An 18,990-nucleotide genomic window follows, 5' to 3' on the forward strand; every position below is an offset into this window, starting at 1 on the left:
CAGATATGAAGGTATTTCAGGCACCCATCGAGATTGCGGGACAAATGGGACTGTTGACCAAGGGATTGAAAGCTCTGGGGCACGAGGTGAAGAGTTACAACTTGTGGACGACCTATCTCGCCTATCGGAGACATATTCACAACGTGAGTTTGAGCCGATTGCAGTCGACCTTCGAACGGCATAAGGCGGAATTCGATGTCTTCCACTTCCATTACGGCCAAGGCTTCACGACGAACCACGCAGAGTTTCGCTACGCAGGCAGAAAGGGCAAAGTGGCCCTGATGCACTACTGGGGAAGCGATGTCCGTACGGAGTCGAAGGCGACGGCCAACAATCCCTATGCCAAGCTGATTGGTCAGTTCGAAGATGAACGTCGCGTCAAACGGCATTTGAAACGGCACAGTCGTTATTTTCCAGCCTGTATTGTCCAAGATTTCGAGGTGGTCCCCTACGTTGTCGAATATTTCGACCGGGTGTACGTCTTGCCGGTTGCGGTGGATCTGGCCAAATTCACGCCGCGGTACCCGAGCGGCGAAGGAGAGGAACCGGTGATTTTGCACGCGCCGACGCAGCCGTACTTCAAAGGTACCGCCTACATCGAAGAAACGCTTCAACGGCTGCGAGATGAAGGGTTCCGATTTCGCTATCAGAAGGTGGAGGGCATGTCCCACGAGGAGGCTCTGAAACAGTATAAAACGGCCGATCTCGTGATTGATCAGGTGCTCTGCGGATCGCACGGATTGTTTGCGGTGGAAGCGATGGCCTACGGAAAACCGGTGATTTCTTATATTCGCGAAGATTTGAGGATGCATTTTCCGGAGGACCTGCCCATTGTGTCCGCCAACCCGGCCACGCTCTACGACGCCGTCCGCAGGCTGCTTGTACATCCCGAGACCTGGGCGGAGATGGGCCGTAAAGGGCGGCGGTATGTGGAACGGTGTCACGCACTGCCAGCGGTGGCGAAATCCCTCGATTGGATATACAGGCGGGAACGCAGGCTGCGTGAGACAGGGGACGAGCATCCCACGCGGCCCTGCGTGATTCAGTGGCTGGGGGCGGAGCTCCGGTGTTATCCCATCCATCGCAGCACTCGGCGCGTGGATGTCCGGCAGATTCCCGTACCGAAGCCGAAACGGTCCGGTGTCCGCCGGGGATCGCGGATTGCCGCGCGCACGCAGGTGCGCGGTGTTCGTTGAACGTGGGGGTTCATCTGTTCGGTGGAAATTGATGTTTGGGAGGTTGGATGGGTGTGGCGTTTTTAACGGCTTCAGAATTGGGGTTGGCCAACCATGTGTTGCACTGCCCTTATCTCCGCTCGATGAACGGGGCCGAGGTCCGGAGATGGTCGGTGAACGAGTTGCGGCCGGCGGTGATGTACCTCCATCAGAATGAGGTGGTGGACTCGTTTTTTGGCGGGCTGCTGTTTGAAGCGGACACCGCGTGGAGCGGGGAAGGCGTCTCCTCGAAAACATTGGGTTTTGGGCGGCCGGGTTCATTGACCGCTTGGCAGCAGGCGCTGGACGATCTCTTTTTGCCGGGATTCAACATGGACGCGGCGCTGCAGGTGTCGCGGCAGCGGCCTTTTCAGAAGTTGTTGGACATCTGGGTCGCGTTGCCGTATCCTCAGCCTGCTCAACAAGCATTCGGTCTGCTGGACGGGCGGATGTTGAATTTCCGGGTGCAGGAGGACCGGATAACTGCGCTCAAATGGTGGGTGGACCAGGTCGTCACTCGGTACTATGCGCTGAGTCAGTTGGTTCCCGGTCATTTGGGCGTGCTGCGCGGGTTTGCGTGGACCAAGAGCTCGCTGTCCGACGAGGATGAAGCCCTCGCGAGCGCCATTGCGAAGCACGTGCACGCGCATGGACTGAAGTTGATGTGGATTCAGAACTACGTCTCCGGCAAGGCGCTGTCCGGCTACAATATGGGGTTCGACCTGATTCTTATGCGGCCGACGTACCTCGGAATTCCGCCAAGAGATGAGAAGTGGGTTCGATATGCCTCCATGTTGGCGGAAGCGTACCGTTTCGGCATGACGATGTGGGGGGAAGAGCGGATCAATCCGCGCCAAATACTGGATTTGATGAACATCGGTCAGGCGGATTTCATGCATGCGTACCAAACCTACGAGCTTCCGTATTCACGGATTCTTGACTGGTACGTTCGCAACGATCCCCTGTACGTCTACCTGTACGCCTATACGAAGGGCGCGTTCGCGAAAATCCCAGGATAAGGAGAATGTGCTCATGCGCGTAGTACACGGTCCGATTGAAATCGCAGGTCAGATGGGGATTTTGAGCAAGGGGCTGCAGGATCGTGGCATCACGTCCGCAGCGTACAACAACTTCCATACGTATCTGGGATACCGGGACTACATTCACAATGTGGACGCCTTTGAGATTGAATATCTGTTTCCGGATGTCCTCGAATATTTTGACGCATTCCATTTTCACTACGCTTCCACGATGCTGCCCGAGTTTCGGGATTTGCCGTACATCAAGGCGCTGGGGAAACCGATGGTCATGCACCATTGGGGAAACGATGTGCGCACGCACGCGGTGGCTTCGCGGAACAATCCGTACGTGTACACCGGAGACTCGCCGCCGCCGGAGCAGGTTCATCAAACGTTGACGGCGTTGTCGAGCATGATTGATCACGCCATCGTTCAGGACTATGAGGTGTACTCGTACGTGTCTCCGTATTACAAGCACGTCCATATCCTGCCCATCGCCATGGACGTGACGGCACGTGCCCCCAGCTATCCGTCTACGCTCGAAACGACGCCGCTCATCCTGCACGCCCCGACGAATCCCGCGTTCAAGGGGACCATCTACGTGGAAGCTGCTGTGGAACGGCTTCGGGTGGAAGGGTTTCCGATTCGATATCGGCGCATTGAGCAGATGAGCAATGCAGAGGCGCTGGCGCTGTATCGAGAAGCGGACATTGTGGTGGATCAAATTCTCTGCGGATCTTACGGCATGTTGGCCGTTGAGGCGATGAGTCTCGGGAAGCCGGTGATTGGCTTCATCCGGGAGGACTTAAAACCCTTGTATCCGGAGGTGCCGCCGATTGTCTCCGCGAATCCGGCGAACATTTACGAGGTGTTGAAGCAGCTCGTGACGTCTCCGCTGTTGCGGCACCAACTGGGAGAGCAGGGAAGAAGGTACGTGGAAAAGTACCACCATCTTCCAGTGGTGATTGAGCGGCTGCTCGACATTTACAGGGCGGCTGGCGCGGTGGTGTAGCGAAAAAAACACCCTCCATCCCCGGTGCGTCTGGGAATGGAGGGTGTTTTTATGTGAAACGGGTCAAAGCGGGGTGACCTTGGCGGCGCGGTGGTGACGAAATAGATTCTGCGTGTCCAGAATCGCTCGGGCGTGCGCCAGAATGCGCTCGTAGTTGACCACGCGATGGCCGACGAGAAGCGCCACGACATCGAAGGAGGCGATTTGTTCCGGAATCAGGTCCGGGAGTGACGCGATGTCCTGACCGTTGACGCGGACGAGGGGAACGTACGGATCGAAATAGCTCACCGCGGCTTGGCGATCCAGCAGTTCGGCGAACACTTTCAGGCCGGCGCTCTCCCGCACGTCGTTGACATCCGGTTTGTACGTCACTCCCAGCAACAGCACGCGTGGATGCGGAGACGCGCACATGCGGAGAATTCTATCCGCCACGTACGTCGGCATGCGGTCGTTGACGGCTCTGGCCAACTGAATGAAGCGGACGGGGTCTCCCTGCAGCGTGGAGAACCAGTCGAGGTAGAGCGGATCGACCGGGATGCAGTGTCCGCCTGCGCCCGGACTCGGGTAGTACGGCGTGAATCCGTACGGTTTCGTGGCGGCGGCGTCAATCGCTTCCCACAGGTCAATGCCCCATTTGTGGCAGAGAACAGCCAATTCGTTCATGGCCGAGATGTTGATGAACCGCTGTGTGTTTTCGACGAGCTTGGTGAGTTCTGCAACACGCGGTGAGGAGACGGGAACAATCCTGCGGAAAACGTGGGCATACAACGCGCTCGCCCGCTCCAGCGACAGGTGGTCGATGCCGCCGACAACCTTCGGGATGTCCCGCATGTCGTATCGGCTGCCGGGATTGATCCGTTCGGGTGAGTACGCGAGGCTGAAATCGGTGCCCGCGGACCACCCGCTCTGCTCGAGCACGGGCCTCAGATGATCCTCGGTCGTTCCCGGAAAAGTGGAGCTTTCCAGGACAACCAGCTGTCCTTGCTGCAAATGCTGAGAAATCGAGTGAGCCGCGCCGAGAACGAACCGGAGGTCCGGATGCCCTTGGTCGTCCAGCGGGGTGGGGACGCAGAGAATGATGGCGTCGGCTTGCGCCACGGCATCGAACGCGGTGGAGGAGTCGAACCGCTCCGACTGCGCGAGGGCGGCCATCGACGCATCCTCGACGTCGGTGAGATAACTTTTCCCGCTTTTCAACAAGGAAATTTTGCGACGATCCACATCAATTCCGGTGACTCGAAGCCCCTGCTTCCAAAATTCTATGGCCAACGGAAGGCCGACATATCCCAGCCCTACAATACAGACGTGCTGTGGACCCGTGGATGGTTCTCTGGCTTCCATCGCCATGCACATCGTCACCTCTTTTCGTATTCCACGACATGGTATGGACATGCGAAAAGGGATGTATCGTACAAGGGGCCAGTGGAGCGGGAAATGTGCGTCCGTACAGAACTTTTTCCAATTCACTCGATATTCCGACCGCTCGCTTCGGCGCGGCTCTGTTACAATGAGGAGGCATGGATTCATGGACAGGGTTGAGAGGAGCGGCGAGAGATGGGAATGGAATCAGTGTATCGGGAACGTTTTGCACATCTGAAAGAGGTGTTGAAACAGATTCACCTGGACGGTGTCGTCATTACTTCCCCCGCGAATCTGTACTATTTCACCGGCATTTGGCTGGAAACCGGAGAGCGCGCGGCCGCATTGATGGTTCGGCCGGACAGGGAGCCGGTTTGGGTGGTCCACGAAATGTTTGCGAACGAAGTGGCTGGAGCGGATGTGCAAAAGGTGTTTTGGAAAGATGGCACCTCACCCTATCCTCTGATGGCGCAGGCTGTCGGCGTAAATGCGCGGCTGGCAATAGACGGGCAATGGGCGGCGCGCCATCTCATCCAGTTGATGGCGGCGCGCCCCACCGCACCGAAACCAGTGGCTGCGGATGCTGTGTTGAGCGCGCTTCGGGAACGAAAGGACCCGTCGGAGCTGCAAAAGCTTCAGAGGGCTTCCGAGATGGCCGATGAGGTCATGGAGAAATTGAAAGCATGGCTGCGCCCGGGCCTGACAGAGGCCGCGGTGGCGCAGGAATTGGAGCGGCTGTGGCGCGAGGTGGGCAGTGAAGGTCTGTCGTTCCCCATCATCGTCGCTTCCGGACGCAATGGTGCCGCACCGCATCATGAACCCGACGATACGGTGCTGGTGGAGGGAACCACGGTGATTGTGGATACGGGCGGCGTTTATCAACACTATGTCTCCGACACCACGCGCACGTTTGTCCTCGGCGAACCGTCGGAGGAAGTGCGGGCGGTGTACGAGTGCGTGCTGCGGGCGCAGTTGGTCGGCATTGAGACCGCCAAGCCCGGTGTTCGCCTGACCGAAGTGGATGAAGCGGTTCGACGCACCATTGAGGAGGCGGGATACGGACCGTATTTCACGCATCGAACGGGTCACGGCGTGGGATTGGATATTCACGAAGAACCCTTTGTGGTGACGGGCAACGAGGCGGTGCTGGAGCCCGGGATGGTGATGAGCATCGAGCCGGGGGTGTACTTGCCGGGTAAGTTTGGCGTTCGGATTGAGGATCTGGTGGTGATTGAGGAGAACGGAGCGAGATCGCTGAATCAATTCTCCAAATCACTGGCGGATGTGACCATTCGCCTGTGAAGGGATGAATGGACCTGTGGCGAGCGCCGGACGAAGGATGGAAGAGCGTTGGCGCTCCATCCATCAGGCTTCGTCCGGGGCTTCCAGCATGGCGATGGGCACGGCGGCAGAAGCGGCGTTGGACGCTCGGGTGCCCCAGGCCATCACCCCTTCCAGGTGGCTAACGGTGAGGTGGTCGTCCTCTTCCGCAATTCGGTAGGACCGGCCCAATTCAATGTGGACGGTGTCCCGAATCAAGTAGGATTTGGCCAGATACCATTTTTTCATGTGCACTTCGTATTCGCTCCAACGCGCGTTGTCAAACGCCTCCTGCCCCAATTGCTGCAACGATTTCATCTCGGCCTGCAATTCCTCGGGGGTCATCTGGCTGTATCGTTTCTGCATCTGCGTCGCCTCGGTTCATGAAGTGGTTGTTGGGATGAGTGTCAGGCCAATGGTCAACGTTTCGGAGATGGCCGTGTAGTTCACCTTGACCTTGTACTGCGTCTGATCGACGGTGAATATTTTATCATTCATGAAATCTCTCGGCATGGTCGGCTGACTGTTCAGGGTGGAGACTTCGGTTCCAATCAAAAAGCCGATTTGGCTTCGGACCCATTGGGTCACATCCACTTTTGAGACGCCCGCGGGCAGCTGCGGTTCGACATCGACGACGATGTTCTGAATCAGCCGTTTGGGATTGGATTGCTCCAATTTCAAGGAAAGCAGTTCTCGTTCGTGCGTCAAATCCGTATTCTCCTGTTTGAGGCTGGCGTTCTCGTAGCGCAACAGGGTCACGTCGCGCCCTTGATAGAGGAACATGGCCGCAGCGCCAATGGCTATGCCCAGCAGTGCGGAAGCGATGTTCGGGCGGTTCATTCCTGCGTGCTCCCCCCGGCCAGCCAGTGCATGACAAGAGCACCCAACTGACATCCGATAAACGCCACGATGAAGTAAATCAGTTGTTTCCCGACGGTATCTATCTTGCGCGACCACATCCCGTCGCCAATGGCCTTCAGAGCGTCCATGGATCCACCGAGCGCCGCGACCATCGCCCAGATCTTCAATCGTTCCGCCAGACTTTCCATGAACAAAAAGGGCGGGCGGTGGGTGGTCATCATGACGGCAATGCCGCCGAAGATGGATCCTCCGACCACCATGCCAAATGCCACCAGAAAACTGACAAACAAGTTGGATAGGGTGGATGCCGAAATCGACATCATGGCTGCGCCTCCTCGGTCGCCTTGCTTGTACCATGGATACGGAGCGGATCGACGTTTTATGCCAGTGCAAGCGGAGTGGATGGATGCGGAGACGCCGGCGTCGCGGTATAATGAATGAATCGAGTTTTTTGGAAGACGTCCGGATACCTCGGGCAAGGGAGGACAGTGGATTCGCATGCGCACAGCAGCGCGGTGGAATGGAGTGTATGTGCCGAATCAACAGTTCGGAAAGCCAGGGCGCGGCATGCTGTGGCTGACCGGGGAAACGAACGCGTCGAACGTGAGGGAGAGGTTGCAGCGGGCGTTCGGAGCCATTGGGGACGTGGCACTCTGGTCAGAGAAGGACGATCCACAGATGGAGCGGTTTTCCCAGCCGGGGGCTGTGGTGGTGGATGAAGATACATACTTTCGCGCGGTGGCGGAAATGGCGGCGCGAGACGATGGGAAGCCGGCGCGGTCTCTGGAGTTCTCGCTGCTTTCGGCGGCGCCTTCTCTGGCGTGGCAATGCCACCTGTTTCGACTGGCGGTGGATCTGGTTGCCCGTGGTGACGTGTTGGCTTGTGCGGCGCCCGCCGGCAGCCGGTGGACCGACATGTACGCAGCGTGTTTCGAATTGGCGCAGAGCGGCGATGAGTCGCTCGGATTGTGGCGCAGCGCCGTGGGGGAGTACGCTGCGGCATGGGTGCCCGCGTGGTGCACACCGCGTCTGCGCGCGCTGCGCAATCTGTGGCTGAACCAAGCCGAAGAGATGGTGCCGGTGACGCCGGAGGGGTGGACGGCGCGGCATGCGGGAGAACAGTGGCTGTGGCGGGCTGTGGATTGGGTGATGCGGCGATGGGGCCGGCCGAAGTTGACCGATGGGGGGCAGGGCGGCACGTCCTATCGGGTGATGTATCGCGGGGAGGAAGACATGCTGCGGCAGTTCGCCGAAGCGCTGCACTCGAGCGAAAATCGTTTTTTTGCCGATGGGTGGTTGATCTGGCGGACGCTGCGGCAGGGCTTTGCGACGAGCGGCTGGCGCCGGGAATGGTTGGAAGATGCGTCGGGGAAGTCGTACTACCATGTGGAATTGGAATTGACGCCGCCCAAAGAGCACGTTCAGGCAGAGTGGACAGTTCAGATTTACATTGCCCACAATGAATGGAATGCGCGGAGACCGCTGGCGGACTGGTGGACAACACCCAGTCGTCACTGGCGCGTGGGGCGGGAGATGCTATTTGCGCCGGACACGTGGTTTCTTCCGCAGCTGTTGGCTGCGGCCGCCGTCTGGCCGGAATTGGCGGAGGCGTTGGCGCGGCCGGGGGTGTCCTTTGTCGTCCTGTCGCCGGACGATGTGTACTCGTTCTTGACGGAGCGACTCCCCGCGCTCGAGGAACTGGGAATTCCCGTTCGCTACCCGGACATTTCCACACACCCGCTGTCGGACATCCGAATCAAGGTGCGAGTCCAAAGAACGCACCGCAGGCAGCAGAGAACGTCGTCCGCGGTGCGAGAGCGCTGGTTTTCTGCGGAACAGCTCGTGGATTTTGACTGGACGGTGGCGCTTGGCGACGTGGAACTGCCGGCGGAAACGTTTGAGCAGATGGTGGCGCGAGGAACGCCGTTCGTGCAGGTGGGCGGATCGTGGAAATTGATCCCGATGCAGGCCATTCTCAAACAATTGGAGCAGCTTCGGGCGGGCCGCGGCGCCAAGTCGCTGAACGCCGTGCAATTTACGCGCGCGGTGCTCTTGGCGGAAGGGGAGACGGAAGGGGCCGCGGTCGATGTGGAATTTGACCAGACGGCCACCGACGCGAGGCAGGTGCTGCGGGCGCTGCTCCGTGCGCATACGCCGGTGCTGTTGGAGCCCCCCAGCGGATTTCGCGGCACGCTGCGCGCCTATCAACGGCTCGGTTACGCGTGGTTGGCCCATCTCCGATCCGCCGGCTGCGGCGCTGTCCTGGCCGATGATATGGGGCTGGGAAAAACCATTCAGGTGCTGGCGTATCTGTTGCATTTGAAGGAGACCCGCGCCGCGGAGGGCGTGCATCTGCTGATTTGCCCCACGTCTCTGGTCGCCAACTGGCGTACGGAAATCCAGCGGTTTGCGCCGGAGCTGCGCGTGTATGTGCATCACGGAGCACATCGGCACGTTCCCGCGGCGGATGGGCGCTCACCACTCGAAGTGGCGAGGGAAAACTGCGACGTGGTGCTGACGACGTACGCCACGGTCGTGCGCGACGCGGAACTGCTGCAGGCGCTTGCATGGGATGCGGTGATTGCGGACGAGGCGCAGAATATCAAGAATCCGGAGACCAAACAGGCGCGGGCGGTCCACGGTTTGCACGCGATTCACCGCATCGCGCTGACGGGGACTCCCATGGAGAATCGCCTGGAGGAATTGTGGTCGATTGTCCAATTTGTCAATCCCGGCTATCTCGGGAGCTTGACGTGGTTTCGCCAGACATTCGCCATTCCGATTGCCCAGAGGGAGCAAGCGGCCGCGCGCCGGCTGCAGCGGCTTTTGCATCCGCTGTTGTTGCGGCGCAGCAAGTCCGATCCGGCGATTCAACTGGAGCTTCCGGAGAAATGGGAATTCACTCAGTATGCGGCGTTGACGGCGGAACAGGCGGCGCTCTATCAGTCGGTGGTGGATCAACTGTTCACGGGACTGCCTCATGGGCGGAGCATGTCCCGCAGGGGGCAGATTCTGGCCTCTCTGGTGCGGCTGAAGCAGGTGTGTGATCATCCGTGTCTGCTTCAGGGGGGAAGGGCGACAGAGGAACAATCGGGAAAGCTGCGGCTGCTGCTCGATCTGCTGGAAACGGTGCTGGCGGAAGGGGAAGCGGCACTGGTGTTCACCCAATTTCGGGAAATGGGCTGGATTTTGTGCGACGCGATGGCGCAGCGGTTTGGCTGGCGGCCGCAGTTTTTGCACGGCGGTCTCGGGGCCGTGGAACGAGGGCAGATGGTGGATCGCTTTCAGCGTTCCGAAGATCCGGCACCGGTGCTCGTGCTGTCGCTGAAGGCCGGTGGCGTGGGATTGAATCTGACGCGGGCAAACCACGTTTTTCACTACGACCGCTGGTGGAATCCGGCGGTGGAGGACCAGGCCACAGATCGGGCGTATCGCATTGGCCAGGTGCGGGATGTGCAGGTGCACAAACTGATTTGTCCGGGGACCTTGGAAGAGCGGATTGACACCTTGATTCAGTCCAAACGCACGCTGTCATCCGCGATTGTGGGACAATCAGAGCAGTGGTTGACGGAATTGGACAACGAGACCTTGCGGTCGTTGTTTGAGCTGGACGTCAAGGCGGCCATGGAGGCGGAAGCATGGGCAAGCGATCTGTAGGAAAGACGGGATTTGTGGAAGGGCGCTGGAAACCGTTGTTGGAACGGGCGGAAAGCAGCCGCTTGCGTCGCGCGCGCGCGTTGGTGAAACAAGGAGCGGTTCGCATGGTGACGGTCGCGGAGGGCTGGGTGTCCGGTCGCGTACGCTCGACGCAGTCGCATCAGGAGCTCGTGCAGGTGCGAACGGTGGACTGGTGGGTGCCGTACACGGACAAGTTGGCGCTGTGGCTGGCTCGCCGCCCGGATTGGCTGGCTGCGCTGTATGCGCGGGTATGGAATTTGGAGTTTGTTGCTTTCGTGGAACAGGCTGGACTGACGCTGTTTCCCCAGCCGTCGATGGTGGATGATTGGCTGGCGGAAGCTCGGTGCTCCTGTTCGGATCCGAACGCGCTGTGTCCACACGTATTGGCGTTGGTATGGTACATGATTGGCGAAATGCAGAACAGCCCATGGATTGCTCTTCGATACGTCGGCGTGGATATGGAACCGTTGATGTCCGTGGTGAAGATGCACAGCACCGTGCCCGAACTGCCTTCACAGTCTGAGGTGCGCTCGGGAGACGAATGGATGATGGCGGAAACCGAAGAGGAGAAAGTCAGTTTTCAGTCGTCGGATAGCGCAGCGGACTATGGATTGCGGCAACGCATCGCGCCCGCGGTGGACGCCGCCACATTTGCCGAGTGGAGGCGTCGCTACATCACGTGGGACTGAGTGTCTGTCACCTCGGGTTCTTCCTGGCCACTGAATGCGCGGGTTTGCCCCGGACCCGAAAGCACTTGTCGGGCGGCCATGCCAATCAGCGCACTCAGGACAATGATGGTCAACACAAAGCCGAACCCCATGATCATCCTCTCCTTCGTCTGAATTTCTTATCAATATAGACGAAACAACAGCGAGAAATGTTTCACAGAGGAATACTGAAAGGAAAACAAACTGCTGACAGCGAGGCCAGATTTTACATGAGAACACATGTTTGCACCGGTCGGCCGTGCGCATATAATGAATACCGTGAATGAGAACATATGTTCCCGTTTGGCGAGGGTGAAGACCGATGCGATTTACGTTGTTCGGATTCGCGGAAGGGGTATTGGGACAGCGAACACACGGGCCATGGGCGGTGCTGAGAGACGGGGTGGTGCTGGACGCCTCCATCTCCGCCCGCAAGCGGGGGGTAGGGCCGGGGGTGTCCGCCACCGCCGCAAAGGCGCTGCTGCCAGAGCTGGAATTCGAGGAGGAACCTGTTTCTTCGCCGCCGGTGATGGAGTGGTTATGGCGTCGGCTGTGGGCGATTTCCCCTTGGCTGGAGACCTGCGGCGAGACGGCGTTTTGGCTGCAAATCCCGGGAACCCAACCGCCGTTTCGAGAAGTTCGCCAATTGCTGTTGGATGTGGAGCGAGCCTTTCATGGGGAGCAGCGGGTGCGCGTGGGGCTGGCGGAATCGCCGTTTTTGGCGAGAGCGCTGGTGGAATGGGGACGATGGGAGCGGGTGCCGCAGGCTCGGTGTTTTCGGATTGGACGACAATTGTGGCTCGTGTCCCCCGGATTGGCGAACGGACCGCTGGGCCGCCCGGATGTAAGGACCGGTGCGGCCGCGGACGGGCGGTGGGCCAAACCGCTTCCCATCCGCGCGCTGTGGACGCTGGCCGAGGATAAACGGGAAGCGCTGGAGAGGCTCGGGATCTTCCGGTTGGGGCAATTGGAGCGGGTGCCGGCGACGCGGCTGCGCCGTCATTTTGGCAAGGAGGCGCTGGAGTGGTTCCGTTGGTTGGAGCCGACGACGGGCGGAATCCGGGTCAACTATCCGCGCCCTCAACATGGCCGGAGTTGGCAGGCGGTGTTGGGGGAGGAGGCAGCGTTGGAACAGCGCTGGGAGATTGTTCAAAGTCTGATTCGAGATTTGACGGCGACGTTGGAGCAGGCGATGTGCGGAGCGCTTCGCGCGCGTCTGGAGTGGGAGAGCGACGCGGGAGAAGGGCGATACGAGCGCGCCGTCCAGCGTCCGCTGCATACCCCGGAAGCCTGGTTGGCGGCTGTAGAACCCGGAATGAATGCGTGCCGCGGCCGAATTTTGCGGCGGCTGGCGGTGTATGCGGAGGAATTGCGCCCATTGCAAACGGTCCAGACATCGTGGCTGGATTGTCGCGGGATGGCTTGGGAACAGACGCGGCGAAAACGGTCCTTGGAGCGCTGGATGGAACAGATAAACAGAAGGTATCCCAGGATGCTGCAGTGGGGAATCAAGCCCACTTTTCGCGAACAGCGGCTGCAGGCGTTGCATCGCGCACTGGAGGAGGCAGCGCCACAGCGGAATTAAGGAGGCGTCAGCGTGTCCAGGATTGTTCAGAGGCCCATTCGAATTCATCGTTGGCGGAATGGGAAACCCCTGTGCTTTTCGGATGGTCCGGTTGTTCATCGGGTGCGCGAGGTGATTGACAGCTGGTCGGAGATGGGCAACTGGTGGGATGGAGAAGGGGGGCGAACGATGCTGCGCGTGTGGACCGATGCCGAGGCGGCCTTTGATTTGGAATGCGTTGAGGAGCGGTGGTTCATCTACCGGATCTGGGATTGAGGGATGTTCGACATGTTCATTCACCTGCATTGCCATTCTCCATTCTCATTTCTGGACGGTGCTTCATCTATTGAACAGTTGGTGGCGCAAGCGCATCTGCAGAAGATGCCCGCCCTTGCGCTGACGGATCACAATACGGTCGCGGGGCTGCCGGCGTTTCATCGCTGGGCGGCGGTGTACGGTGTCAAGCCGATTTCCGGGGCGGAGGTGACGCTGATGGACGGCGCCCACCTGACGCTTTTAGCTGCCACGGCCTCGGGATACGCCAACCTTTGCAAGCTGTTGACCCAAGCGCACGCCGGAGCGGGGAGGCGGCTTGATCCGCGCCTCTCGGAAGCGGCCCTGTTCCATCATCGGGAAGGGTTGCTGGTGTTGTCCGGCTGTTGGCGGGGGCCCGTTGCGCGGGCGTTGCTGCGCGGAGACAGAGCGGCGGCGGAAGCGGTGGCGCGCCGTTATCGGGAAAACTTCGCGGACGCGTTTTATCTCGAAGTGCATGCGGACGACTATCCGTTTTCGCGGCGGCTGATGAGGGCGCTGGCGGATTTGGGCGAACATCTTCGGATCCCGTTGGTGGCCACGGGCAATGTCCATTATCACCAGCCGGATCGATTTCCGGTGCACGATATTTTGACCTGCGTCCGCCTCGGGTGCGACGTGCGCGTTCCCCATGCGGATCGGCCGCTGAACGACAAGCGCTGGTTGTTCGACGAAGCGGAGGCAAAGCGGCGGTTTGCGCAGCTGCCCGCATCCGCCATCGCGAATACGATGAAGATTGCGGAGCAATGCGAGGTGGTGCTGCGCCTGCACGACGCGCTGTTTCCAGCGTTCCCGCTGCCAAGCGGGGTGTCCAGCGCCTCGGCATTCTTGCGGACGCTGGTGTTTCGCGGCGCCAGGGATCGCTTTGGACGCGTGGATCGACATTTACAAAATCGGTTGGAACACGAACTGAACATCATTGAACAGCTGGGCTATGTGGACTATTTTTTAGTGGTCTGGGACATCGTCCGCCACGCGCGCAGCCGGGGCATTCGCTGTGTGGGCAGAGGCTCCGCCGCAGATTCCGCCGTGGCCTTCTGTCTCTATCTCACAGATGTGGATGCGGCGGGACGAGGCCTGTTATTCGAGCGGTTCATGAGCTTGGAGCGCGCGGAGAAACCGGATATTGACATCGACTTTGACAGCCGTCGCCGAGATGAGGTGATCTCATACGTCTATGAGAAGTATGGCGCCGAACATGTGGCTCGCGTCGCAACGTACCAGACTTTTCGCGGAAGATCCGCCATTCGGGACATCGGCGCGGCGCTGGGATTGCCGGCTGACCTGCTCGACGCGTTGGCAAAACGGGTGCCTTGGATGACGCATGCGGATCGGCTGGAACACGCACTCGCAGAGGTTCCGGAATTGAAGGGATTCTCCGATTTTCAGTCGGCGTTTCGCTGGTTGCATCGATTGGCCGCGGCAGTGGCCGGGTTTCCGAGGCACTTTGGAATGCACCTCGGCGGTCTCGTCATCAGCCGGCGGCCACTGCTGGAGACGACCCCGTTGCAGCCGTCCGCCAAAGGAGAATGGATGACGCCGTTTGACAAGGAAGGCGTGGAGGACGTGGGCCTGGTGAAGCTGGATCTGTTGTCTCTGCGCACGCTGTCGGCGGTGGAAAACACGCTGGTGTTGCGAAAACAGCAGGGGAAGGCGGTGAATTACGACAGCATTCCACTGGATGACACGGAGACCTTTGACCTGTTGAGCCGTGGAGACACCATCGGTGTGTTTCAATTGGAGAGTCCCGCGCAGCGGGTGCTGCAATCGCGGTTGAAGCCAAAGAGCTTGGAGGACATTGTGGCGAGCGTTGCCCTGATTCGTCCAGGCCCCATCCAGGGCAACATGGTGGATCCCTTTCTTCTGCGCCGGCGCGGCGAAGTCCCCATCACCTACCTGCATCCGAAGTTGGAACCGATTCTTGGCAAGACATACGGCGTTGTGCTGTTTCAGGAACAGGTGATTGAGATTGCGACGGCGATTGCCCATTTCACGCCGGGTGAAGCGGATCAACTGCGGCGGGTCATGAGCAGGGCCAGGTCTCACGCGGAAATGGAGAAAATCGGCCAGCACTTTTTGAAAAAGGCGAAGGCGGCGGGGGTGTCGCCCGACGTCGCGGAAATCATTTTTTCCTACATTCAGGGATATGCGAGTTACGGCTTCTGCGAAGCGCACGCCGCCGCGTTCGCGACCACCGCGTACAAAACGGCTTATTTGGCGCGCCATTATCCGGCGGAGTTTTTTGCTTCCATTCTTAATCAGTATCCCATGGGCTACTATCCGGTTCACGTCATTTGCGCCGAAGCGCGGCGGCGGGGAATTGACATTCGAGGGGTGGACATTCAGCGCAGTACCTGGATGTGCACGGTGGAATCCCCAGGCGCCATCCGGTTGGGTTTCTGCCGCATTAAAGGGTTTCGCGAGTCGTTGGCCGACACGCTCTGCCGAGAGCGGGAATTGCGTGGCCCCTACACATCGGTCCTCGACTGTCTGCGGCGCGTACCGGCATTGGATGGGTTGACTGCGGAGCGGCTGATTCGCGTAGGTGCGTTCGATGGCGTGATGGATTCCCGGCGGCAGGCGCTCTGGCAGCTTCCGGATTGGCTCGGGATGCGCTCCGCGCTGCCGCTGCCGGTGGACGAAGAACGGGTTGCGACGGCGGGGGAGGTGGGGGAATTCTCGCTTGCGGCCAAGCTGACGGATGAATACAATTTACTCGGCGTTGGGGTTTCCGGTCATTGGGCCGCTCTCTTGCGACCACATCTTGAAAAACTGGCGTACAAAACCGCTGCGGCGATGGACGAGCTGCCGGACAACACGTTGGTCAAAGCCGCTGGTTTGGTTGTGCGGCCGCACCGGCCGCCAACACGCAGTGGGAAGACGGTCGTATTTTTTACATTGGAAGATGAGACGGGCTTCGTGGATGCAGTCATGTTTGAGCCGGTATATCGCAGCGGCGGCGGTGCGGTGGTGTTCACACCGTTGGGGCGCTGGGTTGGAATGGAAGGCACCGTGCAGCGACGGGACAAAGGACGCGCGCAAGTGGTGGTGTCCAGGGTCTGGCCGCTGCAACATCTGCTGACTCAACCGGCATGGGGTGATTGTTGAAAGGGGCATGCATAAAGCGCATGTGCTTTGGGCCCGCATGAAGGGGGGAAGCCATTGCGAAAGCGTTGGAAAGGAATCTGGTATCCGCTGCTTGCGGTGGCGTTCGTCATCGCCACGGGATGTGGTGTCGATGACGGCGGCAATCGGATGGCCAAGGAAACCTCGGTTCGGCCATTGCCGCCGCCGGTATCGGATCACGGAATGACCCTTGTGTGGGGCAACGACGTGAAAACGCAAGCGCTGGCCATGATTCGCGGCAGCCAGAAGTACTGTTATCTGGATATGTACGAATTGTCCGATCCGGACATCATTCAGGCGCTCATCGCCGCTCATGAACGGGGGACCGACGTCCGCGTGGTGTTGGATGCCACGGAGTCCAACAGCCAACACGTGGGCCTGCCCATGCTGAAGCGGGCGGGGGTTCCGGTCGAGTCGCAGCGAATCCACCGCGGCATCTCCCATATTAAAATGCTGTTGGCCGATGGGGCGGATGGCGGCGTTCTGATAGGCGGAATGAATTTTGGCGAGCACAGTTGGGACAACAACGACGCATCGGTGCACATGCCGATGGCGAATCCATCCTTCCTCGCCGTGTTCCATTGGGATTGGCAGCGCGCACAGGGAGAACCGGCCGAAGCGCCTTCCGCACAAATGCCGCTGCTCAACGAACGGACGGTGGAGCGGCACGTGGTGGACGCCATCAATGAAGCACAGTCCACCGTCTATCTGGAAGCCTTCAACTTGTCGGACTGGGCGGTGCTCAACGCGCTCACTGCGGCCAGCCGGCGGGGGGTCGCCGTGGAGGTGTTGTTAGATCCCGGACAGCATCAAAACCTTTCGGCGGCCGATCAATTGCGCGACGCCGGTGCGACGGTTCGCTTTTACAAACCGTACGATGCTGAGTCGATGCATGCGAAAATTCTCGATGTGGATCACGGACGCACGTTTATCATTGGCAGCGCCAATTTCAGTCACCAGGCGTACACCTACAACCATGAAGGGGATATTGAGCTGCACGGGTTTTCGACATTCGATCAATCGCTCACCAAGAATCTGACCCTGCAGATTGAACGCGGGACCGACTATCCGGTTCACCGCAGGGCATCGTCGGGAGGAGCCGACCATGACTAAGGAGGTGCTCCTGGCCAGGCACGAAGCCGTCACGGAAGAACGGGAGTGGTTCCGCCGCTGGATCCATCGGCTTCATTACCCGTTCGGCTGGGAACTGCGCATATCGGAGTTCTGTCACGTACGCTGGGATAGAATCCCGTTGCTCACGGGAGCGATGGCGGTGGCGGCGACGTATACTCCCATTTCCATGATGGGGTTGATTGTCCTGACCTCCCTCTGGTCACAGTGGACGGGTGCTTGGCCCGGCGCCATTCAGCACGGGTTGATTGCGGTGCTGGCAGCGGTGTTGGCCCGCGGGTTGAACGAACCGCTGTCTCGCGTCGTGGCCCGGCCGCGGCCATTTGAAATCCTCGGCTTTCGACCCCTGGTCGACCACGATGGCGGGGAAGCGTTTCCGAGCAACCATGCGACGGGCGCATTTGCCCTGGCGCTCAGCATGAGTGGCGTCCCGGGCCTGAGCGGCATTTTTGTGACTTTGGCCATTGTGCTGTGTTTGTCCAGGGTGTACGCAGGAGTGCACACCGTCACCGATGTCTGCGCCGGCGCTTTGCACGGAAGTGCGGTCGCGCTGCTGGTGAACGGGCTGGTGTCCGCCACCGGTCTTCCGCTGCACTGAGAGTTGCGGCCGTGAACGGACTGTCTGCCTATCTATCCGTGGACCTCTGCCTTCGCTGGCAGTTCACCACATGAAACGGAAAACATGGGATATGGTAAGAGCGTACGACGGCATGCACAGAGCGGACGGCAGACTCCGGAGAATGTCGCAGGCAAAGGCGCAGGTGGTGTGTGGATATGATATGGCCCCGAATCTTTTTCACGGCCGGCGTGGCCCTGTTGGCTGCGGGCATGGTGCCTATCCCGGCGTGGGCGCAGACACACGTGGAGATGCAGCTGCGGGACGGGGGCATTCAGCCCGCGCAAATCACGGTGCGGCGCGGTGAGAACGTGACCATTCACGCGGTGAACACGGGTCAACAGGTGCACAATCTGGTCATTCCGGACTTTTACGTTTTCTCCAACAACCTGCGGGCGGGGGAAGGTGTTACGGTACAGTTTCGGCCGGATAAAGTAGGGCGGTTCAGGTATTACTCCGACAGGTCGGTGAACGGAGGGAGAGCTCCTGAACCGGGTATGACGGGGACGCTGGTGGTTCAATGAGGGGGGGAGGTGAGTCCGGACCCCCTCGAATGAGAATGCGGCCGTGGTAGAATGGATATGACAGATGTCCACATCACTCGACGGGGGGATTGGCCGATGGAGATGCAGATACAGGCCAACTGGCAGGGCAAGCGTCACTTTATTGCGGAAGGCGCATCCGGACACTCGGTGAGCATCGACGCCAAAGCGGACGTTGGCGGCGAGGACAAAGGAGTTCGTCCGATGGAATTGCTGTTGATGGGGCTCGCGGGATGCACCGGGATTGATGTCACGATGATTCTCGAGAAGATGCGACAACCACTGGACGGGTTCCGCATGGAAGTGCGCGGCATACGCCGAGAGGAACATCCCCAGGCATTTACAGAGATTCACATCTACTATTACATCGACGGACAGGTGGACGAGCAGAAAGCTTGGCGGGCGATTCGGCTGAGCGAGGAAACGTACTGCTCCGCCTCCGCATCGCTGAAGGCGGACATTGTGCCGCACCTGATTCTCAACGGTGTGGAAGTGGCGCAAACCGGAGCACACGGTGGTCAAGCGTAAT

18 protein-coding genes are annotated in these 18,990 nt (G+C 59.6%); 13 read left to right on the forward strand and 5 right to left on the reverse strand.

From position 1 onward, the window contains the following. Positions 1-5: 5 nt before the first annotated feature. From G463_RS18340 to G463_RS0102710, 3 genes are read left to right on the forward strand one after another with little or no spacing between them, the layout of a single operon-like run. Positions 6-1,196 (forward strand): glycosyltransferase family protein, encoded by a 1,191-nt coding sequence (locus tag G463_RS18340; protein ID WP_084171166.1) that lies wholly within the window; start codon positions 6-8, stop codon positions 1,194-1,196. Between the two features lie 53 nt (positions 1,197-1,249). Beyond that, a complete protein-coding gene (locus G463_RS0102705) occupies positions 1,250-2,233 on the forward strand; it encodes a DUF4855 domain-containing protein (RefSeq protein ID WP_026973964.1) in 984 nt (327 codons plus the stop codon). Between the two features lie 13 nt (positions 2,234-2,246). Next, positions 2,247-3,245, forward strand: a complete 999-nt coding sequence (locus tag G463_RS0102710; protein ID WP_026973965.1) for a glycosyltransferase family protein — start codon at positions 2,247-2,249, stop codon at positions 3,243-3,245. 63 nt (positions 3,246-3,308) lie between these two features. On the opposite strand, the gene G463_RS0102715 is transcribed toward G463_RS0102710, so the two are convergent. Further along, entirely contained in the window at positions 3,309-4,592 is a 1,284-nt protein-coding gene (locus tag G463_RS0102715; RefSeq protein ID WP_245575663.1) for a nucleotide sugar dehydrogenase, read from the reverse strand. A 207-nt stretch (positions 4,593-4,799) separates the two neighbouring features. On the opposite strand from G463_RS0102715, the gene G463_RS0102720 reads away from it, so the two are divergent. Continuing rightward, positions 4,800-5,906, forward strand: coding sequence for a M24 family metallopeptidase (locus tag G463_RS0102720; RefSeq protein WP_245575664.1), 1,107 nt, complete (start codon positions 4,800-4,802; stop codon positions 5,904-5,906). Between the two features lie 63 nt (positions 5,907-5,969). On the opposite strand, the gene G463_RS0102725 is transcribed toward G463_RS0102720, so the two are convergent. Genes G463_RS0102725 through G463_RS0102735 form a run of 3 tightly spaced genes read right to left on the reverse strand, consistent with a single transcriptional unit; the run spans position 5,970 to position 7,108 of the window. Further along, positions 5,970-6,290, reverse strand: coding sequence for a DUF1811 family protein (locus G463_RS0102725; RefSeq protein ID WP_026973968.1), 321 nt, complete (start codon positions 6,288-6,290; stop codon positions 5,970-5,972). 15 nt (positions 6,291-6,305) lie between these two features. Further along, complete coding sequence (locus G463_RS0102730) at positions 6,306-6,764, reverse strand: sporulation membrane protein YtrI (protein ID WP_026973969.1); 459 nt, start codon at positions 6,762-6,764, stop codon at positions 6,306-6,308. Further along, positions 6,761-7,108 (reverse strand): YtrH family sporulation protein, encoded by a 348-nt coding sequence (locus G463_RS0102735; protein ID WP_245575665.1) that lies wholly within the window; start codon positions 7,106-7,108, stop codon positions 6,761-6,763. The genes G463_RS0102730 and G463_RS0102735 overlap by 4 nt, the downstream gene beginning before the upstream one ends. A 175-nt stretch (positions 7,109-7,283) precedes the next feature. On the opposite strand from G463_RS0102735, the gene G463_RS21525 reads away from it, so the two are divergent. Both G463_RS21525 and G463_RS0102745 read left to right on the forward strand, forming a co-directional pair. Then, positions 7,284-10,442 carry a DEAD/DEAH box helicase gene (locus tag G463_RS21525; protein WP_051321843.1) on the forward strand — a complete coding sequence of 1,053 codons (3,159 nt, stop codon included), beginning with the start codon at positions 7,284-7,286 and terminating at the stop codon, positions 10,440-10,442. Next, positions 10,424-11,152 (forward strand): hypothetical protein, encoded by a 729-nt coding sequence (locus tag G463_RS0102745; protein WP_026973971.1) that lies wholly within the window; start codon positions 10,424-10,426, stop codon positions 11,150-11,152. Before G463_RS21525 ends, G463_RS0102745 begins: the two co-directional genes overlap by 19 nt. On the opposite strand, the gene G463_RS22695 is transcribed toward G463_RS0102745, so the two are convergent. After that, positions 11,134-11,283, reverse strand: coding sequence for a hypothetical protein (locus G463_RS22695; protein WP_156900064.1), 150 nt, complete (start codon positions 11,281-11,283; stop codon positions 11,134-11,136). The genes G463_RS0102745 and G463_RS22695 overlap by 19 nt on opposite strands. Positions 11,284-11,492: 209 nt before the next feature. Between G463_RS22695 and G463_RS0102755 the strand changes: the two genes are divergently transcribed. The 7 genes from G463_RS0102755 to G463_RS0102785 all read left to right on the forward strand — a co-directional run bounded on the left by G463_RS0102755 (position 11,493) and on the right by G463_RS0102785 (position 18,989). After that, a complete protein-coding gene (locus G463_RS0102755) occupies positions 11,493-12,755 on the forward strand; it encodes a DNA polymerase Y subunit UmuC family protein (protein WP_026973972.1) in 1,263 nt (420 codons plus the stop codon). A gap of 12 nt (positions 12,756-12,767) precedes the next feature. After that, entirely contained in the window at positions 12,768-13,010 is a 243-nt protein-coding gene (locus tag G463_RS0102760) for a hypothetical protein (protein WP_035485339.1), read from the forward strand. 12 nt (positions 13,011-13,022) lie between these two features. Further along, positions 13,023-16,154, forward strand: a complete 3,132-nt coding sequence (locus G463_RS18355; RefSeq protein WP_051321864.1) for a DNA polymerase III subunit alpha — start codon at positions 13,023-13,025, stop codon at positions 16,152-16,154. Positions 16,155-16,208: 54 nt separating this feature from the next. Continuing rightward, the gene (locus tag G463_RS0102770; RefSeq protein WP_156900065.1) at positions 16,209-17,285 is read left to right on the forward strand and encodes a phospholipase D-like domain-containing protein; all 1,077 of its coding nucleotides are present in this window, start codon (positions 16,209-16,211) and stop codon (positions 17,283-17,285) included. After that, entirely contained in the window at positions 17,278-17,901 is a 624-nt protein-coding gene (locus tag G463_RS21530) for a phosphatase PAP2 family protein (protein WP_051321844.1), read from the forward strand. The genes G463_RS0102770 and G463_RS21530 overlap by 8 nt, the downstream gene beginning before the upstream one ends. 176 nt (positions 17,902-18,077) lie before the next feature. After that, positions 18,078-18,443, forward strand: a complete 366-nt coding sequence (locus tag G463_RS0102780) for a cupredoxin domain-containing protein (protein WP_035485343.1) — start codon at positions 18,078-18,080, stop codon at positions 18,441-18,443. Between the two features lie 96 nt (positions 18,444-18,539). Then, positions 18,540-18,989 carry an OsmC family protein gene (locus tag G463_RS0102785; RefSeq protein ID WP_035485347.1) on the forward strand — a complete coding sequence of 150 codons (450 nt, stop codon included), beginning with the start codon at positions 18,540-18,542 and terminating at the stop codon, positions 18,987-18,989. The last annotated feature ends 1 nt before the right edge of the window (position 18,990 follow it).

It is taken from the genome of Alicyclobacillus contaminans DSM 17975 (genome assembly GCF_000429525.1).
In the GTDB taxonomy this organism is placed as follows: domain Bacteria; phylum Bacillota; class Bacilli; order Alicyclobacillales; family Alicyclobacillaceae; genus Alicyclobacillus_A; species Alicyclobacillus_A contaminans.